Source organism: Streptococcus suis, from assembly GCF_019794555.1.
GTDB classification, from domain to species: Bacteria; Bacillota; Bacilli; order Lactobacillales; family Streptococcaceae; genus Streptococcus; species Streptococcus suis_AB.
Map to the genome: position 1 here is coordinate 1 of NZ_JAIMEP010000027.1, position 25,349 is coordinate 25,349.

Consider the following 25,349-nt stretch of genomic DNA (forward strand, 5'->3'; position numbering starts at 1 on the left):
CACCTTTATTGTATCGCGTTTGGAGTTCTTTTTTGGTATAACCTTCGTCGCGCACCCGCATAGCGGGTGGTTTATTTGTCACGCACCTTACGGAGCGTGACGGACTAAAAGTCACATAAAAAAATTGAGGTAGCTAAGAATCAACTTAGCAACCTCAATCCTATCAGCCAGTTTTAGTTGGCAAAACTAATTATCTCCGAGAAGGTACTTTCAAAAATTGTTGCACGAATAAGGAAAGATATTATTTAATCCGACCCGGACGTTCTTTGTAACCGTAGTAAGCGTCATTCATGATTTCTTCCATATCTGCTACCATTGGCAAGCGTGGGTTAGCAGGTGAACATTGGTCTTCATATGCTAGAAGAGCCAATTCATGAGTGTATTTCTTCCATTCTTGTTCGTCAATACCTTGATCTTTAAAGTTCATCTTGATACCAACTTTTTCACCCAATTCGTAAACTGCTTTAGCATAAGCTGCAACAGCTTCTTCTGGAGTAGAATGTGGTAAACCTAACATACGAGCGATGTCTTGGAATTTTTCATCCGCTTTCCAGTAGTTGTACTTAGGCCATGTAGTTGTCTTAGACGGACGAGTACCATTGTAACGGATAACGTATGGCAACAAGATTGCGTTTGTACGTCCATGAACTGTGTGGAAGCGACCACCAATCTTATGGGCCATAGAGTGGCTCATACCCAAGAAGGCATTTGCAAAAGCCATACCAGCCATTGTAGAAGCGTTGTGGATTTTTTCACGTGCTTCTGGATCACCAGTCAAGACTGATTTTTCAAGATATTGGAATACCAACTTAATTGTTTGAAGGGCAATACCATCAGTGTAGTCGTTCGCAAAGTTAGAAGTGTATGCTTCTGTCGCATGAGTCAATACGTCCATACCAGTATCAGCTGCGATGAAGGCTGGAACTGACTCTACCAATGCTGGGTCTACGATTGCAATTGTTGGTGTTAATGAGTAGTCAGCAAGTGGGTATTTGCGGTTGTTTTTCTTATCAGAAATAACGGCAAACGGTGTTACTTCTGAACCTGTACCAGATGTAGTTGGGATACCGATGTATTTAGCTTTTTGACCCAATGATGGGAATTTGAAGGCACGTTTACGGATATCCATGAATTTTTGAACAAGGTCACGGAAGTCGATTTCTGGTTGTTCATAGAAGAGCCACATTACTTTAGCAGCATCCATTGGTGAACCACCACCGAGCGCAATAATTGTATCCGGTTGGAACGCACGCATTACTTCAGCACCGCGTTCAACTGTTGTAATATCTGGATCTGGTTCAACATCTGAGAAGACTTGAATAGTCACTTGATTTGAACGAGCATTCAATTGATCGATGACACGTTGAACAAAACCAAGACGTTCGATTGATTTGTCTGTTACGATCATAACACGTTCAAGGCCTTCTGCTGTTTGAAGGTATTGAATAGAGTTACGTTCGAAGTAAATTTTTGAAGGAACTTTAAACCATTGCATATTATTTCTACGTTTCCCTACTTTCTTGATGTTAAGAAGGTTGATAGCAGATACGTTATCACCAACTGAGTTACGTCCATATGAACCACATCCGAGTGTTAATGATGGAATAAATGCATTATAAACGTCACCGATACCACCAAAAGTAGAAGGTGAGTTCCAGATAATACGCATTGCTTTCATTTCAGTACCGAAACGTTTTGCAAGTTCTTCATCTTTAGTGTGGATTGCAGCAGAGTGTCCAAGACCGTTGAACTCTACCATTTGACGAGCTTTTTTAAGACCATCTTCTACGTCTTCAGCTTTCAATACAGCAATTACTGGAGAAAGTTTTTCACGTGTAAGAGGCTCATTTGGTCCAACTTCAGCACATTCAGCAGCCAAGATATTTGTTCCTTCTGGAACTTTGAAGCCTGCTTGTTCCGCAATCCATGCAGCTGGTTTACCAACGATATCAGCATTCAATTTACCTTCTGCACAGTTTTTGCTATTTGCTTTTACACCGAAGCAGTACTCTTCAAGGAGTGCTTTTTCTTTTTTATTAACAAAGTAAGTTTTGTATGATTTAAACTCTTCAACGAATTCATCATAAATTTCTTTGTCGATGATGACTGCTTGCTCAGACGCACATACCATACCGTTGTCAAATGATTTAGACATAACGATATCGTGAGCTGCTTGACGAATATCTGCAGATTTTTCGATATATGCTGGAACGTTACCTGCACCAACACCAAGAGCTGGTTTACCACATGAATACGCTGCACGTACCATTGCATTACCACCTGTTGCCAAGATAGTTGAGATACCATCGTGGTTCATGAGTGCATTTGTAGCAGCAATAGATGGCTCAGTAATCCATTGGATACAGTTTTCAGGGGCACCTGCTTTTACAGCAGCTTCATAAACGATACGTGCTGCATGTGCAGAAGATTCTTGTGCAGATGGGTGGAAACCAAATACGATTGGGTTACGAGTTTTAAGTGCGATAAGTGATTTGAAAATAGCTGTTGAGGTTGGGTTAGTTGTTGGAGTAACACCACAGATAACACCGACAGGTTCTGCAATTTTTGTCAAACCAGTAATAGGATCATCTTCGATAACACCAACTGTTTTTACACCGCGCATGTTATTTACAACATGTTCACATGCAAACAAGTTTTTTGTAGCTTTGTCTTCAAAGACACCGCGACCTGTTTCTTCTACAGCGTGTGCTGCCAAGATACCATGAGCGTCAAGCGCTGCCACAGATGCTTTCGCAACGATGTAGTCAACTTGTTCTTGGTTCAATTTGCGAAACTCATCCAAGGCTACCAAACCTTTTTGAACAAGTTCGTCAACATGTTTTTGAGCTGCCACCAATTTTTCTTCAGGTGATACTACTTTCTGTTCAGCCATTTTAGTCCTCCATTTACAAAACAGATGTTTGTTAATTTTTTCACATGTTTATAATACAATAACTTTTTAATTTTGTAAAGCATTTTTGTTAATTTTTTCACAATTTTTTCGCGAAACCCGAATAAAGCGCTTTCATTTTTCGTTTTTGATAAACCATCTTCTTTCAAAGATGGCTCATCAATACACTATCATAGGATATAACACTAATTTTCACTTATTTTTTCTAAAATACTAGCAAATTCTGTTTTAACTATTTCAAGACTTGTTTCAACCTCTTGTCGAGTCTGGTTATTTTTCACCACGACTTGACCTGATTCGATTTCACTACCACCTAAGGTAATGATTGTCTTGGCTCCAAATACATCTGCTGACTTAAACTGGGCTTTGAGCTTGCGGTCAAGATAGTCTCTCTCTGCTCGGAACCCTTGCTTGCGGATGGCTTGAACCAACTCAAGCGCTCCGCCATTGGCCTCTCGACCTAAAACAGCTATGTAAACATCTATCTGGGTGTCAATCGGAAGCTCAATCCCTTGCTTTTCAAGTACGAGAATCAGACGTTCAATCCCCATGCCAAAGCCGAAGGCTGGTGTTTCTGGACCACCAAAATAGCTAACCAATCCATCATAACGACCGCCAGCACAGATGGTCAAGTCACTGCCACCTACTTCGGTCATGAATTCAAAAATAGTATGGTTATAGTAGTCTAGACCACGTACCATATTCGTGTCGATTTCATATGATATGCCCAGATTATCTAGCATAGACTTGACTGCTTCAAAGTGAGCTATACTTTCCTGATCCAGATAGTCCAAGATGGATGGTGCATTTTCTACAGCAACCTTGTCTTCTTTTTCTTTTGAGTCTAACACGCGGAGAGGATTTTCTTCCAAACGGCGCTGGCTATCTTTAGACAGTTGATCCTTGAGCGGTGTCAGATAGTCAATCAAGGCTTGGCGATAGGCTGCGCGACTCTCTGGATTCCCCAAACTATTGAGATGCAAACGAACATCTTTAATCCCCAACTCTTCAAAGAAATGATAAGCCATGGCAATAATTTCTACATCTGTTGCTGGATTATTTGAGCCGAAGCACTCTACACCAATCTGATGGAACTGTCGGAGACGCCCCGCCTGCGGACGCTCATATCGGAACATGGGCCCCATATAGTAAAATTTTGCCGGTTTTTGCACTTCTGGAGCAAAGAGCTTATTTTCTACATAAGAACGAACAACGGGCGCTGTGCCTTCTGGACGAAGAGTAATATGACGTTCTCCCTTATCGTAAAAATCGTACATTTCCTTGGTCACAATATCTGTGGTATCGCCAACAGAGCGACTAATTACTTCGTAATGTTCAAAGATAGGTGTGCGAATTTCCGAAAAATTATACTGTTTAAAAATAGAACGTGCGAAATTTTCTACATATTGCCATTTGGCAGAGTCCTGTGGAAGTAAATCTTGCGTCCCTTTTGGTTTTTGTAGTTTCATGGGCTTTCTCATTTCTCTAAATATTGCCCCTTATTTTATCATATTTTGGGCTTTTTTGGAAATGGCAGAGCAAACAAAAAGCCGTGCCTACTTACACAACCTTGTTTAAAAAGCTATTTCTTATCTACAATCTGGAAATTCAAGTCGGCCACTTCGATTTCAACCTCAAGTTTTTCTTCTGAATTGAGATTGAGGAGGTTTTCTAAGGCTGCTTCAGCAAAGGCCGCTACTTTTTCTTTGCGTTCCGCGTCATTCAATACTTTCTCACTTGTCTTGTAAATGGCTTCCTGGGATTTTTCATTTAGAAATTCCTGGGCCTTTAGTCCAGAAGTGAAGGCATCGACCGCCTTGTCCAGCAGACCATTGCTATTATCGCTGATTTTAATTTCTCCATGTTGCTGAGAATCAACTTCGACATGAACAGGTTTCTTGAAGGTTAAAGTATTGTTTTGAATCTGGACATCTGACTGACCAATCCCTTCCAAGACCAACTTGAACTCTGTCTGCACAGGAATATCAACAGACATTTCACGTCCTACAAAGAGCTTGGTAATCGGTTCTGTCCAGTCTGGCCATTCTTGCAGATTATTATTATCAAAAGTATGGTTGGCAGTTGTATCCACCTCGGCACCTGCCACAACCAACTTGCTTTCCGCTTCAAACTTCTTAATGACAGACTCATATTGAACCTTGTGGGTCCCTTGGAACCATGCTAGAATACTATTTCTAAACCAGAAGATCCCTATACCTAAAACTAGCAACAAGACCAAGAGGCTAGCCAACTTTTTCGCAAAAAACTTCCCAACTGTTTTCATACAGTTCTCCTTCATATTGAATAATTGGAACTCGTCCTATAACTATTATATATATGTCTTCGAGTGAATTTTCTTTCTTTTTGAATATTATAGCAAACTTTCTCTAGGTGGGAATTTACTGTGAATAAAATTTTTAAAAATATCTGTCAAGTAACTTTACTTTACAAAGAAGTTTTGATATACTGTTAAAGTTGACGAAAGTCATACTATAAATTTTAGATTTAAAGAGGGCTTTGCTCTCGTATTTTAATGGAGGAAAATAGAAATGGCAGTACCTGCACGTCGCACTTCAAAAGCGAAGAAAAACAAACGTCGTACTCACTATAAAGTAGCAGCTCCAACTGTGAAATTTGATGAAACTACTGGAGATTACTCACGTTCACACCGTGTATCTTTGAAAGGATACTACAAAGGACGTAAAATCGCTAAGGCTGCTTCAGCTGAATAATAGAAGGGAGATACCATGCGCGTAAATATTACACTTGAACACAAAGAATCTGGTGAACGCTTGTACCTTACTTCAAAAAACAAACGTAACACTCCAGACCGTCTTCAATTGAAAAAATACTCACCAAAATTGCGTAAACACGTGATTTTTACTGAGGTGAAATAGGGATTCACTACACGTCAATAGACGGTAGAAACCTTGATTTTAAGCGATTTTTGAAAGATGAACTTTCATTACATTGCAGTACAAATCAGTCGAATCACTACCTTTTTCACTACCTTTTTTTGAAATAAGATTTTGATTCGGATAAGTAATAAACCCACTGGCTCATTAAGTCAGTGGGTTTTTGAGTGATTAGAAAGAAGTGAAGTTACGGATTAACAAGATCGACAATGATAATTTCTGGGCGATTAAAGAATCTTGGTACTCGTGTAGATTCTTTGGCCAGACCCCTGCTTACAATAAAATACGAATTTTCAACTTCATATAAACCACCTGCATATTTCGGAAGAAGACCTTGATTAGGCGCAAATACACCATTAACCAAATAAGGCACTCTCCATTGTCCTCCATGCGCATGACCAGATAACACTAAATCAAATCCATACTTTTGATAAGTATCAATTAGTTCTGGTCGGTGCGCTAGTAAAACTTGAAAGTCAGTGCTTATTTGCTTCCCTTTTATGTCTTCAAGTTGGTCTAGCAAACTCTCACTAGTATCATACTTTTGAAAATATTCAGGATCATCAATGCCTGAAATAGTGATAGACTGCCCCCTTACATCAACTCTACTACTATTTCCAGATAATACGACCACATTCTGTTGTCTCAGATGTTCCAGCATCTGATCATATCGATTACTCCATATTTCATGATTACCTGACACATAGTAAGTATGATTAAATTTTACTAGCCCGCTTAACAATTCTAGAGTTTTTCTGTCAGAAAGTTCATCATCAAAAATATCTCCACCTAATAAAATGATATCTGGGCCTTCTTTCTCTAATGTTTCCAAGATTTGTATCTGATTTTTACCGTAATTTGATGAGTGTAAATCAGTAATTAGAGTAAGTCTGATTGGCTGAGATATTTTGGGGCTGACAAGCCTGTAATGAGTTACTTGAAGCCGAACGTCAAAACCTAAAGCAAGAAAAATTAGGATACAAATAAAAACAAACCATCGTGGCTTAATATTTTTTAGTTTTTTCATTATTCGAACTATTTTACCAAATTTCTGTAACGAACAAACATTTTCAAAAGGCTACTCAATAATAATATCAAAATATTTTGTATCAACCTCTTTTGGAGCAACGTAACTAATATTTCGTTTGGCATTGAAAATATCAGATTCTTCCAATGAAGTAGAGAGTCCGCTCCATGGTTCTAATGCGATAAAGGGACTCTGATTTGTAGTTGACCAAATCACTAAATATGGAAAATCATCAAATGCAATCGAAAGTTTCTTCTGATGATTTTTTGATTTCAAGGTTACCTTTCGTGATGCTAATTGATCCAATGTTATGGCATCATGCTCAAACAGTTTATAGGACAAGTCCAAGGTCTTTTGATTTTCCAAGAATGGCCGGCGGTCTCGCAGATCAAGTAAGCCAGTTTCTGGAAAACTTCTAGGTACTGTACAAGATTCTACTTTTTCAAATTCTAAATAATAGTCTTCATAACTCTCACCATCCAACAAGGGACAATTAAAACCTGGGTGACCCCCAATAAAGTAAGGTAGCTTTCTATGTCCCTCAAGGTTTTTCACCCGATATTCAGTTCGAATTGTATTGCCAAGTAGTGAGTAGTTAATGGAAAGTTCAAATTCAAAAGGGTAATTTTTTACGGTTTCTTCGTTTGATGAAATAGAAAATTCTAAAGAGTTTTCAGTACTATTTACATTTTTGAACATCATTTTTCGCACAAGTCCATGCCTCGGAATTGTGCCTGTAAATGTCGGTCTTTCTGCAGGTTCATAGATAGCCCAATCATTTCGTAAACTTCCACAAATCGGAAATAGAACTGGTGCTTGACCGCTCCAATAGGTCGAATCTCCTTGCCAAAGATACTCGATACCATCCTTGTCTTTAATAGAAATAATTTGCCCACCTAATTCAGAAAATTGTACTGTTAAGTTCTCATTTTTTAATTCGAGCATAAAAACTGCCTCCCTTATATGAAAACAAGGATGCTAACTTGAGCTAGGCATCCTTGTTTTAGTTTTATTCAATAACCTGTGTTTCCGCTACTTTTTTATACCAATATGCACTTTTCTTTGGATAGCGTTCTTGGGTCTCAAAGTCAACATAGAACAATCCATATCGTTTCTCGTATCCATTTGACCAAGAAAATACATCCATCAAGGACCAGATGAAATAACCTTTAACATTGGCACCATCTGAGATAGCATCTGAAATCACTTCTAAATGCTTTTTCACATAATCAATTCGACCATCGTCATAGACTGTACCATCTACAAACTCATCTTTATAGCCTAGGCCGTTTTCAGTGATGTAGATTTTCTTATAGTTTGGATAGTCATTTTTTACACGCATGATTTGATCATAAAGGCCTTGCGGATAGATAATCCAATCCCAGTCCGTTTTTGGAATATCGACTGGGGATTCTCTACGACCAACTCCCTTGATTTGATACTTAGAACTTCCCTTTTCACCTTTACCATTATGGATAATTTCAGTCTCACCGTCATGAGCCCTCATCCAATCACTCATATAGTAATTGATGCCCAAGAAGTCGTTCAAATCTTTTGCGGCATCTAAGGCAACGAAGTCTTCATCACGAAGGTCTAATTCTCCACCATTCACTTTCAGAATATGTCGAACGCCTTCAAGTGTTTTTTCAGAATAGTAACCCAAGTATGTAGCATCGAGGATAAATTTATTATGAATAATATCTTCTAGTTCCGCTGCACGAACATCGTCAGGGTTGCTTGGATCATAAGGATATTTCGTTGGCAATGCGTGTACAACACCAATTTCTCCACTATAACCAGCATCCTTGTAGAGCTTAACTGCCTTGGCATGTGAAACCATCATATTGTGGTGAGATTGGAATACCTTAGCTAAGTCATACTGAATCCCTGGTGGGAACTTCCCAACTAGATATTGCCCATCACCAATTGGACCGATTTCATTAAAGGTTGTCCAGTAATTAACTTCGGGGAATTCTTTGAAGCAAAACGCTGCGTAATTGACGAAGTGCTCAATATTTTCTCGATTTAGAAAGTCACCATTAGAATGTAGCGTTTCTGGTGTATCAAAATGGTGAAGCGTTACAAATGGTTCTACGTGACGTTTATGGCATTCCGCAAATAATTTATGGTAATACTCTACTCCCTTTGGATTCACTTCTCCAAAGCCTGTTGGGAAAATACGAGACCACGCAATTGAAATACGAATGCCGTTTACCCCAAATTGTTCACTTAGTTCTAAATCAACTGGATAACGATTATAAAAATCAGAAGCTGGTTCCGCAGTGTACCAGTAATTATCTTCTAGATACTTGTCCCACGCAACACGACCTTTTCCATCCGTCTGTGTAGCACCCTCTGCTTGATATGCTGCAGTTGCTCCACCAAATATAAAATCTTTCGGTAATGTTTTAACCATATGCCTACCTTCTTCTATCAAAAATAAATAAAGGGGGAGGAGTTGGAGATTATAACTCCCTCCCCCTTTGATTAAAACTGTTGTTTGACAAAGTCAAGAGCACCTTGACCATCTCGTGTGAGTTTAATGTATTGAGCCCCTTCAGTTTTAGCGAGTTTAATGCCCAATGCATCGGTTTCTTGTTTGATGTCATCGTAGTTTGATGCTACTTGAGGTGCAAGGATGACTAATTGATACTCTGGCAAAATCTCACGGTGCGCCCCATAGCTTCCTGCTGTAGCTGTAACTGGAACACCGTATTCTTTTGCAGCTTTAGTTAGAGCGTTGGCAAGCAATCCACTTGTACCACCTCCTGCACAAAGTACCAAAACATTGGTTTGTTCAGAAATTTCGGTTTCGACTGCAGCTTTTTCAAGAATAGTATCCGCTTTGGCAGTATTAAAGTTAGCCGCCACTTTCTCTTTCAAGCTATTTTCAACTTTCCCTGATTGTTCTTCAGCAAGAATTTGCTCATCGTAAACTTTCAAGAATGGATAATAGATAAGTACATCGACAACTACCAACAAGATAGCTAGTGCAAAGGCAAGTGGAGCAAAGTTTGTTCCCATTACAATCCCCAATGGTCCTGGAGTTGTCCATGGCAAGTTAACGCTGAAACTGTTCATTTTTAGCGTATCAACAAAGAATTTGAAAATCCATACGTTAGCAATTGGAGCTAAAATAAATGGAACAAAGAATACTGGGTTGAGTACAAGTGGTGCACCGAACAAGATCGGTTCGTTTACACCAAAGAAAGTTGGAACAACTGAAGCACGTCCAATTGCTTTATTTCGTTTAGACTTAGTCAACCACATAAACATGAACGGCACAACTAAGGTAGCACCTGTTCCACCCATAGTTACAATAAACATTTGTGTACCAGATGTCAGCACCTTATCTGCATGCTGTCCTGCTTGTAATAACTGGAAGTTGGTTTCAATATTTGCGTATGTAATCGCTGCAATAGCTGGTTCAACAATCGATGGACCATGAATCCCAACAAACCAGAAGAGTGCATAAGCACCGAAGATAATCGTAATCCCTACATAACCATCTGCGGCTGTAAACAAAGGCTCAAAGAATTTCAAAATAGCTTCTGCTACGTTTGTACCAACTAACTGACGAGTAGCCAGGTCAATGCCATAGAGCACAAAGATAGAAAGAGCATAAGGGATAACATCTTTGAAAGCTTGTGACACATTTGGCGGAACTTCTTCAGGCATACGAATGGTGACATTGTTTTTCACACAGACCTTATAGATATTAACCGTAATAAAGGCTGCCAGAAAGGCTGTCAAAAGTCCCTTAGTTCCCATGTAACCATTGGCAAATCCACCTTCAATACCATCAGAAGCCAGTAATAAGAAACCTGAAATTGAAGCAATCATGGTTGAAATGAAGTTGATTTGATTGGTTTTTGGCAATTGACGGTTAAACGCATCTGTCAAAGATTTTGCGGTCGTTCCTGCAACTAAGACAGCTACAATACCCATTGTATAACCGTAAGGTTTCATGATAGCTGCAACTGCTTCATCTGACCAAGTAAAACCAAAGATATTAGGCACAAATGCTACCAATAGGAAGATACTTGAAAATAAGATGATTGGCATGGCTGCGATAAAGCCATCACGGATAGCCCTTAAATAAGGGTTTCTCGAAATCTTTTCAAAGAAAGGCTTCCCTTTCTCAATGAATTCAATCAATTTATTCATTACTTATCACCTCGTTTGTAAAGTTCAATCATATGACTCATCATATCTTTCAATAACAATGTCGTCATGAGATGGTCTTGACCATGCATGAGCGTCACACTAAAGGCTAAATCCTCACCAGCCGCTTCTTTTTGCAACAAGCTAGTCTGAGCATGGTGGGCTTCAACAATACAAGCATTAGCAGCTTCAACTAGTTCTTCTGCTTTTGCATAGTCGCCTTTTTGAGCCGCAGCCAGTGCCTCCATCAAACGAGAACGAGCATCACCAGCGAATGCAACAATCTCAAAACCTAATAACGTAATTTCTTCTCTGTTCATAATATAAACCTCCTATTTTTTATGTACTCAATGGAAATACCATTCAGACTAGGCGACAAAAACGTAGATAGAACTAAAGTTCATCAAGTTGAGGCAACAACGTCTGAATTGGATTTACGAAGAGTATGATTTACAATAACCGTTGAATATGTAACACAATATAGAACCTTTCACTATCATTTACAGGCTCATCAACCAATGATGTAATCATCTCAAAAATCTGACTTCCAACCTGATGGGCTCTTGGATTCTGGAGCTTGATGTACTGTTCCAAACTAGCAATCGATTCATTTGACTGATGGGATCTATCTAAGTAATTCAGAAAATAGGACAAATGAATCATAAAGCGATCATAAAAATTGCTATTTTCTTTTGTGCGTTTAATCCCATTCTCTATCAAAATTTGTTCAACCTCGGCAATAATTTTCTTACTGATGTCATGTTCTTCACTAGTGGGATGAATTGTTTCACCCTTTGCATTGATTAAGTGAAGTGCAATTCTACCAATCTCATCATTTGGAAAATCTTTTAGCAATTTTTCTCGAAACATAGCTAAGGCTTCACGCGCCATTTTATATTCCAATGGATATTCGGCTGAAATATTGGGTAGCCTACTTTCTTGATAACTATTCTTTAAAACCGCCTGATATGCACAATAGATATGATCTGTCAGTGTCACATATAGATATTCTTGTACAGGGTAATGATAAGTTTCTACCAGATGATTAATAACCGTGTAGGTTGCCGAAATAAAATCTAAGGGAATATCTTTTAATAAGGTTAGAAAATTTTCTTTGGCTTCATCATTTTTCAGTGAAAAAATATTTTCTATCTTGTCCTTAACAATTAAATCCCCTTTTTTCTTTTGAAAGGTTATACCTAATCCCATCACGACTGCCTGTTCCCCATGTTCATTTTTCACCAGGGCAGCGTTATTATTTAGTGACTGTATAATCCTAAACATATATCCCTCCTATATTTTTAAGCAAAAAAAGACTACAAACAAACCGAGAATATCCTACTCTCAAATCCATTTGTAGTCTTGCCTAATCGAATTAGTTACAATCCACTCTATTCTTGCTGATGAGATTATTATAGCATATTCTCAGAAAATGTAAACCCTTTCTTTTAAGAAAATGGTTATTTTTTCAATTATTTTTCTAGCCAAGAAGTTGCTGTTTGAGACAAGACTGCATCAAGTCCCTCAATATTTTCACGACCAACAGTACGTAACCATTCACGCGCAGCTTTTTCACCCTGTTCAATATAGACTGGCACAACACCCGCCCATGTTGCACGACCACAGAGAACACCGTTAAATTTAGCACCAGCTTCATGTGCAAACACTAGAGTATCTTGGAAGAGTTTTGCAGAAACACCTGCACTTAGATAAATATAAGGCAAATGAGTTGATGCTTCTTGTTGACGGAAATATTCGGCTGCTTCTTCTTTTGTATAGACGACTTCCCCTGTTCCAAAGCCTTCAACAAAATTCATGTTCACAGGTACTTCTACCTTGAGAACATCTACTCCAAAGCGTTCATCCGAAAATACTTTCATAGCCTCATTTACTTTTCTAGGTTTAACTTTCGCAAACTCAACACTAGCATTGTCTTCAATCGTTTCATCATAGCTCAAAATCTCCAAGAAGAATGGCAAACCTTCAGCCTGACATTCTGAACCCAAGCGTTCAATATAGGCATGTTTTTGAAGATTGACGTATGGGTCTCCATCAACATCATAATAGAGTAAGAACTTGATAGCATCTGCCCCTTCTTCTTTTAGTCGTTTTACAGACCACTCCACTAGGCAATCTGGTAAGCGACTAGTAGAGCTTGTATCATAGCCAGTTTTTTCATAAGCTAGGAGCAAACCGCACTGTTCGTCACGGGCGCGTGATGCAGGCAAACCAAATTCAGGATCTAACAGAATTGAGGAAGAAAACTGTGTTAATTCCTCTGAAACTAGTTTCTTTAGTTCTTCCATCTGCTTCACATTGGGTTCCTCTGTCTGATGTTTTGCCATCATTTTTTTCAGGGCTCCACGTTGGTCAAAAGCTAAAGCTGAAATAATACCTGCTTCATTGCTTACTTTTTCCATGTATTTTCTTTTGTCTGCTGTTACTACCATATTATACCTCTTCGACTTCGATTTGAGAATACAACGATTCTGCATTTTCTAAATTGACGTAACCCGTCTGTTCTTCCTGGGCATTTAACATGCCTAAAACATTAGCATTTTTTAATAATTCTGCATCAGGTAAAGCATGTACCAAACCTGCTGCAATACCTGCAACAGTTGAATCTCCTGATCCTACTGGATTGACGACTTTGATTTTTGGAATTTTCACACGATAGAACTTGTCGTTGTGCTTGGCAAAAGCCCCCTTTGCTCCTAATGAGACGACTATCCACTCAATTCCTTGAAAAAGTTGACCAGACAAAACTGATTTCAACTCTTGAATATCATCAGTAACTTCTTTACCAATCAGTTGTGATAATTCCTCTGTATTCGGCTTAATAACTGTCGGCTTCTGCTGGCTTTCTAAAACGTTTTTCAGCGCCTCACCAGAACAATCCAAAACAACAGCTACACCGTATTTTTTACAAAGTTCTACAATCTCAACATAATAATTGCTAGCAAGTCCCTTAGGCAAACTTCCTGAAATAACAACTACATCTACATTGTTCAGGATGATTTCAAGGTGTTCGATAAAATTCAAGGCTTCGTGTTCATGAATAGTTGGGCCTTGCTCTAAAATCTCCGTCTGTTTGCCATCATGAAGAACCGCAATACAGTTACGTGTTTCGCCACCAATTTCCACAAAGGAGTTTTTAACATCATTTTGAGTGAGTTGTTTCTTGACATAGCTTCCAAAATCACCGCCAATAAAGCCTGTTGCTACAACATCTTCACCGATTTGTTTCAAAACTCGTGTAACATTGAGCCCCTTGCCTCCAGCTGTTTTTTGAACTTTTTCTACTCGATTGACCGTATCCAAATGAAAGGTATCCAATTGATAGGCAATATCAACCGACGGATTTAAAGTGATTGTCAAAATCATGTGAGCCTCCTAGTCGTGATATTCTCCACGATCCCACTTTTCAAGAAATTCCGTAAAGAACTCTGGATTAGCTTGCTCTTGATTGAGCGTTTCAACTGCAGCAATCTTTTCAATTAAGCGTTTGTTTTCTTCAGTTGGTTTGTATTCTGCTTTAATGAAGGCTTCAATGATGTCGCACATGAGCAACTCACCTGTAATCTTTCCTCCAAAACCAATGACGTTGGCATTTAACTCTTCTTTTGCATAGAGTGCAGAGGTCATATCACGAACCAAGGCTGATCGAACACCAGGAACCTTGTTTACAGCATTGTTGATTCCAACACCTGTTCCACAAATACAAATTCCCAAATCTGCTTGCCCGCTTGCAACAGCTTCACCAACTTTTTTACCAAAGATTGGGTAATGAGTACGAACATTGTCATAAGTCCCAAAGTCCAATACTTCATATCCTTGATTTTTCAAATAATCTACCACAGCGATTTTTTCGTAGGTTACAATGTGGTCACAACCGATTGCAATTTTCATCTCTTATTCTCCTTTGTTTACAACAATTAGCACATTTTATTTAGCATATCGACACGAATTTGGTGACGGCCACCATCATACTCACCTTCAACAAATCCTTTAACGATATTTTTAGCAATGCCTTCTCCTACAATCTCACTACCGATTGTAATAATACGCGAATTGTTGTGGCCTCTTGTCATATAGGCTGAACGTTCGTCTGAAACTTCTGCAGCGATCATGCCTTTGACTTTAGTTGCAGTCATAAATGGACCAACACCATAAGCATCAATCACAATGCCAAGATTTCCTTCCTCTTGATTAACTTCTGCAACTACTGCCAAAGTTGTATCAACAAAATCACTTCCATCACTGACATCTTTAAAGTCATGTGATTTTTCTAGCAAGTAATCTTTAATAACGTCTTTTAGTTTTGAACCCGCTGGATCAGCACCGATAATGATTGTCATAACCTATCTCCTAACAAAAATAGAAAGTTGTAGCCATATTTGGCAGAAAATCTTTGTTTTGCAAAACTTAGAAAAGCGTTTTCGCTTTTTATGTTTAAATTATACACTCAAACAAACATAAAGTCAACATATTTTGTTTTATTTTTGTTTATTTTTTTCGTATGCAAACAAAAAACCAACATTTCTCTGTTGGTTTTGATAACTTTATGATTTTGTAGTGATAATTTCGATGTGGTTACTTAATAATTGGTAATTTTCATCCTTTGCATTCATATCTGTCACTAGAGCGGTTACATCATTCAAATCACAAAAGGAAGTAAAATCATCTTTTCCAATTTTTGAGGCATCCAGCAGTAGATATTTTTCTAAAGAATGTTTAATGGCAATATTTTGCGTATAGGCTTCCGCTAGGGTGGAGGTCATGACATCAGTTCCCTTAAGTCCGTTACCTGAAAAGAAAATTTTGCTGAATCGCATTTTTCCTAAACTTGTATTGGTAATTTCTCCTACAAAAGATTCTGTCACTTGGCGATATTCTCCCCCAAGGAGAAAGACTTGAAACTCCTCGGTCTTTTTTTGAGATAGGATGGTAAAAACAGGCATACAGTTTGTGATGACTGTTAGGCGAGGATTTTTAATGGCCTCGGCCAGAAAGGCCACTGTTGTTCCTGGACCTAAAAATACCGTGTCTCCATCTTCTATCAGTTGTGCAGCCCTTTCTGCTATCTCTTGCTTGGCTTCCTTATTTTGAATGTGTTTCTCAGAATGGGAATATTCCCGATATTGAAAAGCCTTATTACTTCTAGCACCGCCGTGAATTTTTGTTAAGACACCTTGCTCTTCCAATTCAATAAAATCACGTCGAACAGTCATATCAGTAACATTTAGCAATTCAACAATCTCAGAAATTCGAACTGTGCCTTTTTTGTTTACCAATCGTGTAATTTCTTCTAGTCGTTCTCGTTTATTCATGTTTAATCCTTTGTTGTTTTTTTACATTATATCAAAAATAAACAAGAATATGTTGGAATTTTGAACATTTGTTCGAAATTGATTTGAGGTTATTGTCTAGCATCGTTCGTTTGGAAGATATCACATTAGTGAAAAAAGGGAAGAAAATGAGTCTTATTCTTCATTAATAATCGCTATCTATCAACTGCTAACCTTCATCATCCAATAATAAGATATTTTTTATATTTTTTAGTCCTACATTTGAAATTTCAGAATCTGAAAATAGTTCAAATTTATATTTAATAAACATAGCACTGCCATCATTATGTGTGGACATAATAATTTGATAGTCTGATAAGGAATGTCTTATTAAATCAATTAAAGCATATACATTCATAGAATCCATATCTTGAATCGGATCATCAATTGATAAAAATTTGAACTCTTTTGAAATCTTAAATGTTGTATTTAGTGCCAAAGTGAAAGCAAACGAAATAACAGCTATTTGTCCAGAACTCAATTGATACATCACATCTTGCTCACTATTACTATTTGCTATAAACCTGATATTAGAATTATTTTGAGTTGTTAGTAGAACTCCCATTCCTTGTTGGTAATTTTGTAAAATCTTAGCGGTATACATGTAAAAAGGAAGCTTTAACTTTTGAATCATCTGCTCTTGGTAGGATTGTATATTATTATTTAATTCTCTGACACGCTGCTGAAGATAAGTAATTGTGCGTTCGATTATTTGAAGGCGATTCTCAATTTGGTTAAACATCGTCAAACTTTGTAATTCAAACTGATTAATAATATACTCCCTTTTTTGACCGATCCTTTCTATAGTACAATCCTCAAAAGTTTTTTCATCAGATGCAAAGTATTTATCAAATAGATTTTGTGAATCTAAACTTTTAGAATAATCAAATACTATTTGTGATCTAAGCTCATCCAAAAATGTTGAAAGCTTCTCACCATTCTCTTCAAATTTATGCAAGTTAATCGGTAGGGCTTCAAACGAAATTTGAAATTCCTTTATAGATTCTCTCTAAAACTGAATATTTTTCTAAAAGTGTTTCAAAATCTACTCTCTTATTTACACCTCTAAGGAAAGTTCCATAGACTACATTTGGAAGCAACCGTTTTTCTTGCAATGAATTTATTAACTCTTTTTTCAAAATTTCAAACTTTTGTAGGGAAGCACTCTTATCAACTAACAAAGGCGTAATCTCTGAGTTCATGACAATTAAATTGCTAAAAGACTCAGGAAAATCATAATTACTTATGGATCGTATCACCGCCAAAAAATCATCAGGAAGAACAAAGAGTTTCTCTTGCTCAATTTTAATCTGATTTTGCAACTCTATTTTTAATTTGTTTAATTCTTCAACCAAATTTGAAACTTCTATTTCAAAATTAGTCAAATTTTTACGTAGTTGATGCGTTGTTTCTTCATAAGCAAGCAGTAAATTCTTGCTTTCAATCCAATCATAACCACAAAATACACATTCTGAATGCTTATTATCACTATGTTCTTTTAGACGATTTCTTATCTCGAGTAACTTGTTAATCGAATCTGTTCCATCATCCAACTGCTCCTTTTTAATCTTGTAATTTGTTAACTTGGAATCAAATGTTTCAAACCATACTTTGCCAAATTCCCAACCTAAAAAGTCACTTAAAGAATTCTTAATTGACTCTATATTAAGTTTATCAATTTCGACATCAAGCAGACTCTCTAGAATTTTTCCACGTTTAAATATCCTACTATCATTTTCCAACGTTTCCAGTTGTTCAATATAGTTTTTAAGTAAAAAATAAGAGTAATTTTTTTCATTTGAAATTAAACTATGATTTTGTTTAATATACTCTATATTCTCCTGATTTTCAATAATTTCTCTAAATATTAAATAACTAATAAAATCTTTATCATCCAACACCTCTCGCTTAAACTGCTCACTTTGTTTTCTAAGGAAGTAATCCTTTGGAGAAAATGAATTCCGAAATCCTTGCAGTTTTTCAATTTCTGAAAGATACATAGTTAAACTTTCGTTTGACAGTTCACCATCAAATACAATTGATTCTTTATTAAAAGCAAAGTCATTATCTGCTCTAAGAGGTAACTTAGAATATGGAGTGTCGTTCTTAATTGGGGAAGTTTTTAACTTATCTTTTTTTGCTTTTAGTTCCTTTTCACTAGAGGTTAAAACACTTTTTAAACGCTCTAATCGATTTTTTCTATTAACATAGTTTCCAATATTTAATAAAAAGTTCAATTGTTCCTTTCTATCTTTCTCCTTTTGCTTCAAATAATAAGCTGTTTCATCTTGTTGAATGTAATGAAACAAATCAAAAGTATCACCTAAGCTATAATCTTCTGATTCGTATCCTAAAAATTGACTAATGACCTTTTGTATATCTCTTTCACTCAAACCATCCAAGTCTTCAAGGGATTCAGGTTCAAACCGAACTGCTCTTTTAAATTTTGAAAATGAAAACTTTGGTACATTTCTTCCCTCAGCATTCATACTACTCTTATAAAGACTAGATACTATCAAAGAACTACCTTCATCATTTGTCAACGTTAGCTCAATAAATGTATCTTCCTCAGGATTATTTTGAAAATAAGGAGTACTAAAACTACTTCTACCATCGCTATAATCGGACTCTTCAATTCGACGGATTTTCCCAGTTAATGATAACTCTATTGCATCAAAAATTGTAGTTTTTCCAAATCCATTTGGTCCAACAAACAAAGTTACATTCTCTTGAAAATCAATAATTCTAGTTTCCTTTATGTTTTTAAAGTTTTTTATTATGATTTTTTTGATTCTCATGGTAATAATTCCCCTATTTTTCGTAATTCAGAAATATTTTCATCATCAAGAGAAATATCTTTTAGTGATTCTGACAAATTCTCATCAGTGACCTTAGTATAGAATTCCAATAATCTATTATCTAATTTATCCTTATCGTTCTTATACTGATTTTCTATACTTTTATAAATATCATTTCTGTTAGGGAGTGTGAAAAATGGTAGTTTTACTCCAATTTCCATCGCCATAAAATACGACTCGCTAAAAAACATATCCTCCTCAAAAGCATCAATATTAGATTCCAAGTAACTATAGAGTGCCTCATTAGTAGTTTTGTCTCGTAAATCCGATAACCCATTTTGAGTGTATAATAAAACGAACTTTCTAAAATAGTAATAGTCCTCTTCTATCAATAATATTGATCTTTGGATTTTTTCATCTTCAAATGCTTCTTTTAAATTATCAACTTCTACCAAAATAAACAGAGAGGTATTTTTCTTAATATTCTCGTGTTCTGATTTCACAGACAGTCTTTCAAACTCTTTTATTACTTGTGAAGTCTTATCATCATCAAAAAAATTATGTAGCTCATTAGGACTATATTCACTAACTATAAAATACTCTGAGTATTGCGAGTTCGTATAGAAATCAAAATCTGTATCCAACTGATTAAAATGGTTATTTTGTAAAAATTTTATAACAATGTCTCTCATATTAGTCCTCCGGCACACTCAAATTCTTTTCTTTTGCTTTCTTAATGCCTATAAATTCCATATTCGGTTTGAAAATATTATGTTGCATTCCTGTATTCCATTCATCTTTATATCTACTATCTGACATACTATCAAATTCATCTATTCTTACTCCAATGGGAACCCCATCTATATCCCTATTAATAAGAAAATCATGATTAAAAGTGGCTTTTAAAAATTCTGAATTATCAATAATATTTTTAATTACTGTTGCAATACGACCAGGAGATTCTTCAATATCAATTAAGGAGAATCTATAACTTTTTTCAACATCATCTAAAAAACTATAATGTTTAAACGAAAATTTTCTAACATCTTTTATCAACGAATAGAATATTCGTTCTAAGAGAGTAATATTAAATATTTTTGTAAAATCTTCATCCGACTTTTCATGAGGTAAAACCATTCTTACAAACTCCAAAAACTTTTCTTTAGACATAGAAAGTAATTGATTGATTATTTTGTCCATCAGTTTAAAATCCTCTTCAGAAATATCAGTTGAATAATCACGATGATATTTTTCCCAGCTATAAGTCAAAGTATTCTTCATTTCATATACTTCATCTTTAGGAACTTCCTCTGTGATAAGATTAATTATTTCTCTAAAAGATATTTCTGGAAAACCAGATTCACTGTGTGCTTGTCCAATGCTATGATCTAATAAAGAACCTACATACCTGAGATATACTTGATTTAAATGTGGATTATTATCTTTTAACGAAGATTTTTCTAACATTAAAATCTCTTTAATTTCAGTTATACAATAATCTCTAATCTTATCATTACTATCGTCTTGTGACAGTGGGCAATAAAACAGATTTTCAGTTTGATTATACGCATAAAGACTGACACAAGAATCATTATCTGTGTATTTTGTTCGATCAGAATATTTTTCCAAATAATCATCCTTTGATAGTTTAAAATCTGGCACATCTACAATCACATGTAAAAATCTGCAGTCAGAACGTACCACCTCTCGTACTGCTTTGCCTGATCCATCAAATTCATGAATCTGAAATCCTTTTGTATCTATTTTTTCCTTACCACCTTCAAACTTCCTTGTTTGTATATTAAAAAGGTCTGAGTAAGCCTCTCTCTCATTTCCATTAGTATATGCTTTCACTTGATGCCTTGATAATACTTGACCGTTATTATCAATAATGTCAAAATCCTCAGCATTCTCATACCGTATACTATACTCCTCATAGCTTACACCAGTTTCAATACACTGTCGTAGTTGTCTTAATGCTACTAAAAAGCCAACTTTTCCTTGGTGAACATAACCACTCCAACTTGATGTTGCGTTTCTATTTTGATCAACACTCGAACTCGCCAAATTAATCTCTCCCTATTTTTTACTCCTTATTAAACTCCTTCAACCGTTCCTGTCCAACCTTCATCATCTCTTCTTCTACCTTACTCCATTTTCCAAAGAGACACTCTTGTAACACTTCTGCTGCGGAACCTTCATCCGTTTTAGAATCATAAATGCAAGTCCTGTCTCTTTGATAAATCTGAATCTGGTCAAAGAGTTGCTCTCTTTCTAACTCCTTTAGGTTATCAACCAAGTTCTCTACAATCCCATCATGGTGTTCTTTTGGCGTTGCTCTGGCCTGATTGGAATCGATGGCATAAAGTTCTTCGTAACGAATCAAGGTGCTGAGATAAGAAAGCTCTGGTTTGGTACCAATTACAGCTAAAGAAACTTGGTAACCTTTAGAAGCTAATAATTGAGCAGTCTGACGAGGAACTTGAGTGGTACGCAAGGTTCCCTCAATCAGCAAATGGTAGCCTTGCGTGCTGAGTTCATCAACCAACTGTTCTACCATTTTTCCTGCAAATCCCTTGGTATAGTCCACGCTGTCCTTGCCATACTTTTCTTGCAGGGCTAAGTAGTTGGGATGCTGAGAACGGTAGCTATCACCATCGATGATAATGATATTACCTTGAAATTCTTTTTGCTTGATACGATGAATAGTCGTCTTACCTGCCCCGCTTTGTCCTCCAAGCAAGATAGCTTTTGGTCGATCTGGGATCGTCTTTCCTCGGGTTAAAGCCCGAATAGTTCGCTGTAAAGCCTTCTGAAACTCAGCTTCACTAAATTCTTCCAACCTCATTAAGCCACCACCCGATGATGCACCATCTCTAACATCCGCTCAATACCGTCTAAATAACCATTGTAACGTTCAATCTCATCGAAAGTATCGACAAGGTAAATCTTTGTATTGATCAATTCAGCCAAATCATCACTCATCAAAATCCAAGGGTTGGATTCATCATCAAAAGCAATATCTTGACTATCCTGGTATCTATAAAGCTTTGATAAAATGGCTGCTCCACGTTCTTTAATCACTTCTATTCTTAAAGTCAGTTGGTAATCTTCAACAGGTGTTAGCATCTTATCCTCCCCTACAATATCGACATAAGAGACGTTAAATTTTTGACAAATACGATCGATGAGTTCTGTTGAAACTTTACTAGTTCCATTTTCATAACGACTCAGGCTATTGCGTGAAATACCGACCATTTTAGCAAATTCTGGTTGTGTTAAATCATGTGTCTGGCGTAGTGACTTGATATTGTCTCCAATCATAGATAAAGACCTCCTCATATTTAATTTCATTATAGCACAAAAAATAATGACGCACCATTTTTGGTGCGTTCTTTATTTTCATATTTTTGGATTAGCCGTCTGCAAGACCCCTCGGAGAGCGTTTGTAGTTTTGATGGACCACAGGTCTGTCAAAACTACAAAAACGTTACTTTTTGGCAAAAAGTAACAAAAAGCTATCTTGAATCGAAGTCAATTGTTTATCTTACAGCTCAAAAATATCGAACTTAGGCCAGCGGGGAATAGCAAAGCGCCCCGCTGTTGCCCGTCATTCGGGCAATCGAGCATGAATTTTCAGTTTCATAATAATAAAAATGGAGTTCTACATTGTCCATTTATTGGTCAAACATGGACTTTATAAATTTAGACCATTTTTCGATTATTAATGGACTTCATACATATCCAATTTTTATTCAAAGATGGATTACTTTAACCATCCACCTTAGTATCAATAAAAATAATGGATGACTAGGTATTCCATAAAATCGCTATTCATGGTATTCTACATAACCCATTTTTTACTAAAAGTTGGATCACTTCAATCTTCCATCCTAGAATCAATAAAAATATTGGATAACTAGGTAGCCCAGGAAAATGCTATCCATGGTCTATCTAGTTATCCATTTTATTACCATTCATAGCCCAAGTATTACTTAAAGATAGACTATTGCATTGCTATAAATTAATAAAGAATAGTTTATTTCTTTGTCTAGAGTTTTCAAAAATGGTGAAAAATTCATTATTTTTACGATTATTTAGCTACGCATCTGGCATACTATAGTCGAGTAAAAAAGGAGACCAAAATGGTTGATATGTCAGTTTCGTTCGTGACGAATCCAAGAAAAACTAATATTCGTCACAACAATCGTTCCTTTACAGAAAATGAGTGGGAATCGCCTGCCCACAAGCATATAGACCGGAGAAAAAGTTCTTTTAACATATACATCAAACAAGTAAACATACAAGATATCTATAACGAAGAATTTGGGCCAAGCCTTGTAGCTTATAATGCAAAACAAAAGAGAAGTGATCGCAAAATTAAAGATTATCTCAATCATGTAAAAAAATCGAAAACATTAGATGTTCAACGAGAATTTGTTATCGCGATTGGTTCAAAGGAAGATTGGGATAACTATTCAGACAAAGATAAACTAATAGTTGGAAATCTATTGGCACAATATGTAAAAGATTTTGAAGAGCGTCATAAACAATTACTTGTTTACAATGCTGTAGTCCATCTTGATGAAGCTGGTGCACCACATTTGCATTTTAATATTATTCCAATTGCTACTGGGTATAAAAATGGTTTAAATAAACAACCAAGTTTTTCTAAAGCTCTATTTCAAGAGGGCTATACCGAACGTGGCCGTGGACAATTCATTCAATTTCGTGAGCAAGAAATTAAAAAACTTGAACAACTCATGAAAAAATTGAATATTCAACGAAAAATTGTCGGTACAAATAAAATCGAAGATATGCGAGAGTACAAACAATTAATTCAAGAGGTTGAAAATGAGCGTGCAAAATTTAACAAAGAAATCAAAGCAAAAGAAACACATTTAAATCAATTGGATAATTTCATTGAAGATATGGAACGAAAAGCAGAATATTTAACACAACAAAATAAAATGCTAGAAGAACGAAATGAGTTAATTAAACATGAAATGGATAAGCTTAATCTAAAGGATCAGCTGAAAAAACAATTTGTGGAAAATACTGTCGATAAAGCTCTTGATTTGGCACAAGAGCTGACTGAAAAGCGAACAAAGTCATTAAAAGACAGAGTCGATACTGCAGAAAGTCGCAGGCTTGAAACTGAAAACAAATACCGCGAGGTACTTGCTATAAACAAGAAGTGGGCAAGTAAATATCAGATATTAGAAAACGAAAATAAATCTCTCAAACATGAAAATAAGTTTCTACGCAGAGTACTTGATAAACTTCAGAGAGCATTTGATAAAGCTGAAGAATTTCTCAAAAGCATCGGTTTCTGGAAAACTTTTAAAAATATTTTTCGACAAAAAGATTCTGAAGAATACAATTTATTTCAAGAAATTAGACATGATCCAAATCTAGAGGGACAATCCAGTCTAAAAAAACGTATAGACAAACATATCAATAATGATTTGTGGCGCTAATGCTATTTCTACTTTTTCAAAAATCATCTGTTTTTAATCCGAATTCTGGCATACTGAAATATAGAAAAACGAAAGAGGTTAACTTTTTATGAATAATCAATATTTATTAAAAATTCAAGAGCTACTAGAGGTATTGATAGAACTACAAAAGAAAAATGCTACAAAACAATTACCAATATTAACACAAAAAGAATTATTACAACAATTAAAAATTTCTCCAAATACTTTGAAATCATGGGAGAGAAAGGGCTTATCAAGATTAGAACCGCCAATAGAAAATACAAGAACTGTGTTCTACAAAATATCAGATGTTATTGACTTTCTTTCAAAATAAGTAAGAATGTGCTAAAATAATGGTATCAAAAAAGACAGCGAGGGTTGTTATTTTAGCCTTATTACTTATCCGATTTTATGAGGCATTATGAATAAAGAAACAATTGAATACAAAAGCAAAAAAGTCATAAAAAATACGAAAAAAGATGGAAGTATCAGCTATTCACAAAAAGGTGTATACATCGGTACTGACAGTAAAACTGGAAAGTCAATTACCAAAACTGTCACAGCAAAAACACTTCGACAATTGGATAGAAAAATCATTGAATTAAAATTGGAGTTTGAGTCTAATGGCTCAACAGTCAAAACAGTCATCAAGGTTTCAAATCTTGCAGAACTTGCCGAAGCTTGGTTTACCAATTACAAGACATGG

Annotated in this window: 22 protein-coding genes and 2 pseudogenes; 5 read left to right on the forward strand and 19 right to left on the reverse strand. The window is 36.1% G+C overall.

What is annotated here, in order from left to right; translation table 11 throughout:
* Positions 1–241: 241 nt before the first annotated feature.
* From adhE to K6V48_RS09345, 3 genes are all read right to left on the reverse strand, one after another.
* Positions 242–2,893, reverse strand: a complete 2,652-nt coding sequence (gene adhE / locus K6V48_RS09335; RefSeq protein ID WP_024392606.1) for a bifunctional acetaldehyde-CoA/alcohol dehydrogenase — start codon at positions 2,891–2,893, stop codon at positions 242–244.
* 203 nt (positions 2,894–3,096) lie between these two features.
* Complete coding sequence (gene hisS, locus K6V48_RS09340; protein ID WP_222369275.1) at positions 3,097–4,380, reverse strand: histidine--tRNA ligase; 1,284 nt, start codon at positions 4,378–4,380, stop codon at positions 3,097–3,099.
* Positions 4,381–4,493: 113 nt separating this feature from the next.
* The gene (locus K6V48_RS09345; RefSeq protein WP_222369278.1) at positions 4,494–5,195 is read right to left on the reverse strand and encodes a hypothetical protein; all 702 of its coding nucleotides are present in this window, start codon (positions 5,193–5,195) and stop codon (positions 4,494–4,496) included.
* A gap of 265 nt (positions 5,196–5,460) precedes the next feature.
* On the opposite strand from K6V48_RS09345, the gene rpmF reads away from it, so the two are divergent.
* Positions 5,461–5,643, forward strand: coding sequence for a 50S ribosomal protein L32 (rpmF, locus tag K6V48_RS09350; RefSeq protein WP_002937589.1), 183 nt, complete (start codon positions 5,461–5,463; stop codon positions 5,641–5,643).
* Between the two features lie 15 nt (positions 5,644–5,658).
* Positions 5,659–5,808: a 50S ribosomal protein L33 gene (gene rpmG, locus K6V48_RS09355; protein ID WP_002262412.1), complete on the forward strand. Its 150-nt coding sequence runs from the start codon at positions 5,659–5,661 to the stop codon at positions 5,806–5,808.
* A 205-nt stretch (positions 5,809–6,013) separates the two neighbouring features.
* On the opposite strand, the gene K6V48_RS09360 is transcribed toward rpmG, so the two are convergent.
* The 16 genes and pseudogenes from K6V48_RS09360 to pezA form a co-directional block, all read right to left on the reverse strand.
* On the reverse strand, positions 6,014–6,853 hold the full coding sequence (locus tag K6V48_RS09360; RefSeq protein ID WP_222369281.1) for a metallophosphoesterase: 840 nt from the start codon (positions 6,851–6,853) through the stop codon (positions 6,014–6,016).
* A gap of 51 nt (positions 6,854–6,904) precedes the next feature.
* Entirely contained in the window at positions 6,905–7,798 is an 894-nt protein-coding gene (locus K6V48_RS09365; protein WP_222369284.1) for an aldose 1-epimerase family protein, read from the reverse strand.
* 64 nt (positions 7,799–7,862) lie between these two features.
* Positions 7,863–9,269 (reverse strand): 6-phospho-beta-galactosidase, encoded by a 1,407-nt coding sequence (gene lacG / locus K6V48_RS09370; RefSeq protein WP_029175200.1) that lies wholly within the window; start codon positions 9,267–9,269, stop codon positions 7,863–7,865.
* Between the two features lie 71 nt (positions 9,270–9,340).
* Positions 9,341–11,020, reverse strand: coding sequence for a lactose-specific PTS transporter subunit EIIC (locus tag K6V48_RS09375; RefSeq protein ID WP_222369287.1), 1,680 nt, complete (start codon positions 11,018–11,020; stop codon positions 9,341–9,343).
* A complete protein-coding gene (locus K6V48_RS09380) occupies positions 11,020–11,337 on the reverse strand; it encodes a PTS lactose/cellobiose transporter subunit IIA (protein ID WP_003048451.1) in 318 nt (105 codons plus the stop codon). The genes K6V48_RS09375 and K6V48_RS09380 overlap by 1 nt, the downstream gene beginning before the upstream one ends.
* Positions 11,338–11,467: 130 nt before the next feature.
* Positions 11,468–12,301: a PRD domain-containing protein gene (locus K6V48_RS09385; protein WP_222369291.1), complete on the reverse strand. Its 834-nt coding sequence runs from the start codon at positions 12,299–12,301 to the stop codon at positions 11,468–11,470.
* A gap of 188 nt (positions 12,302–12,489) precedes the next feature.
* Positions 12,490–13,467, reverse strand: coding sequence for a tagatose-bisphosphate aldolase (gene lacD / locus K6V48_RS09390; RefSeq protein ID WP_222369294.1), 978 nt, complete (start codon positions 13,465–13,467; stop codon positions 12,490–12,492).
* A gap of 1 nt (position 13,468) precedes the next feature.
* Positions 13,469–14,401, reverse strand: coding sequence for a tagatose-6-phosphate kinase (locus K6V48_RS09395; protein WP_222369297.1), 933 nt, complete (start codon positions 14,399–14,401; stop codon positions 13,469–13,471).
* Between the two features lie 9 nt (positions 14,402–14,410).
* On the reverse strand, positions 14,411–14,926 hold the full coding sequence (lacB, locus tag K6V48_RS09400) for a galactose-6-phosphate isomerase subunit LacB (protein ID WP_018031055.1): 516 nt from the start codon (positions 14,924–14,926) through the stop codon (positions 14,411–14,413).
* Between the two features lie 26 nt (positions 14,927–14,952).
* On the reverse strand, positions 14,953–15,375 hold the full coding sequence (gene lacA / locus K6V48_RS09405) for a galactose-6-phosphate isomerase subunit LacA (RefSeq protein ID WP_024410484.1): 423 nt from the start codon (positions 15,373–15,375) through the stop codon (positions 14,953–14,955).
* Between the two features lie 204 nt (positions 15,376–15,579).
* Entirely contained in the window at positions 15,580–16,347 is a 768-nt protein-coding gene (locus tag K6V48_RS09410; RefSeq protein WP_222369300.1) for a DeoR/GlpR family DNA-binding transcription regulator, read from the reverse strand.
* 187 nt (positions 16,348–16,534) lie between these two features.
* Positions 16,535–19,163: pseudogene (locus tag K6V48_RS09415) on the reverse strand (ATP-binding protein).
* Entirely contained in the window at positions 19,160–19,855 is a 696-nt protein-coding gene (locus tag K6V48_RS09420) for an ABC-three component system middle component 1 (RefSeq protein ID WP_222369302.1), read from the reverse strand. The pseudogene K6V48_RS09415 and the gene K6V48_RS09420 overlap by 4 nt, the downstream one beginning before the upstream one ends.
* Position 19,856: 1 nt before the next feature.
* Positions 19,857–21,230, reverse strand: a complete 1,374-nt coding sequence (locus K6V48_RS09425; protein ID WP_222369305.1) for an ABC-three component system protein — start codon at positions 21,228–21,230, stop codon at positions 19,857–19,859.
* A 19-nt stretch (positions 21,231–21,249) separates the two neighbouring features.
* Positions 21,250–22,011, reverse strand: coding sequence for a type II toxin-antitoxin system toxin PezT (gene pezT, locus K6V48_RS09430; RefSeq protein ID WP_222369308.1), 762 nt, complete (start codon positions 22,009–22,011; stop codon positions 21,250–21,252).
* Positions 22,011–22,487, reverse strand: a complete 477-nt coding sequence (gene pezA / locus K6V48_RS09435; protein WP_222369311.1) for a type II toxin-antitoxin system antitoxin PezA — start codon at positions 22,485–22,487, stop codon at positions 22,011–22,013. The genes pezT and pezA overlap by 1 nt, the downstream gene beginning before the upstream one ends.
* A gap of 821 nt (positions 22,488–23,308) precedes the next feature.
* Here pezA and K6V48_RS09440 point away from each other — a divergent pair.
* The 3 genes and pseudogenes from K6V48_RS09440 to K6V48_RS09450 form a co-directional block, all read left to right on the forward strand.
* A complete protein-coding gene (locus tag K6V48_RS09440; protein WP_222369314.1) occupies positions 23,309–24,643 on the forward strand; it encodes a plasmid recombination protein in 1,335 nt (444 codons plus the stop codon).
* A gap of 88 nt (positions 24,644–24,731) precedes the next feature.
* Entirely contained in the window at positions 24,732–24,977 is a 246-nt protein-coding gene (locus K6V48_RS09445; RefSeq protein WP_172021778.1) for a MerR family transcriptional regulator, read from the forward strand.
* An 87-nt stretch (positions 24,978–25,064) separates the two neighbouring features.
* Positions 25,065–25,349: pseudogene (locus tag K6V48_RS09450) on the forward strand (site-specific integrase); the annotation flags it as partial.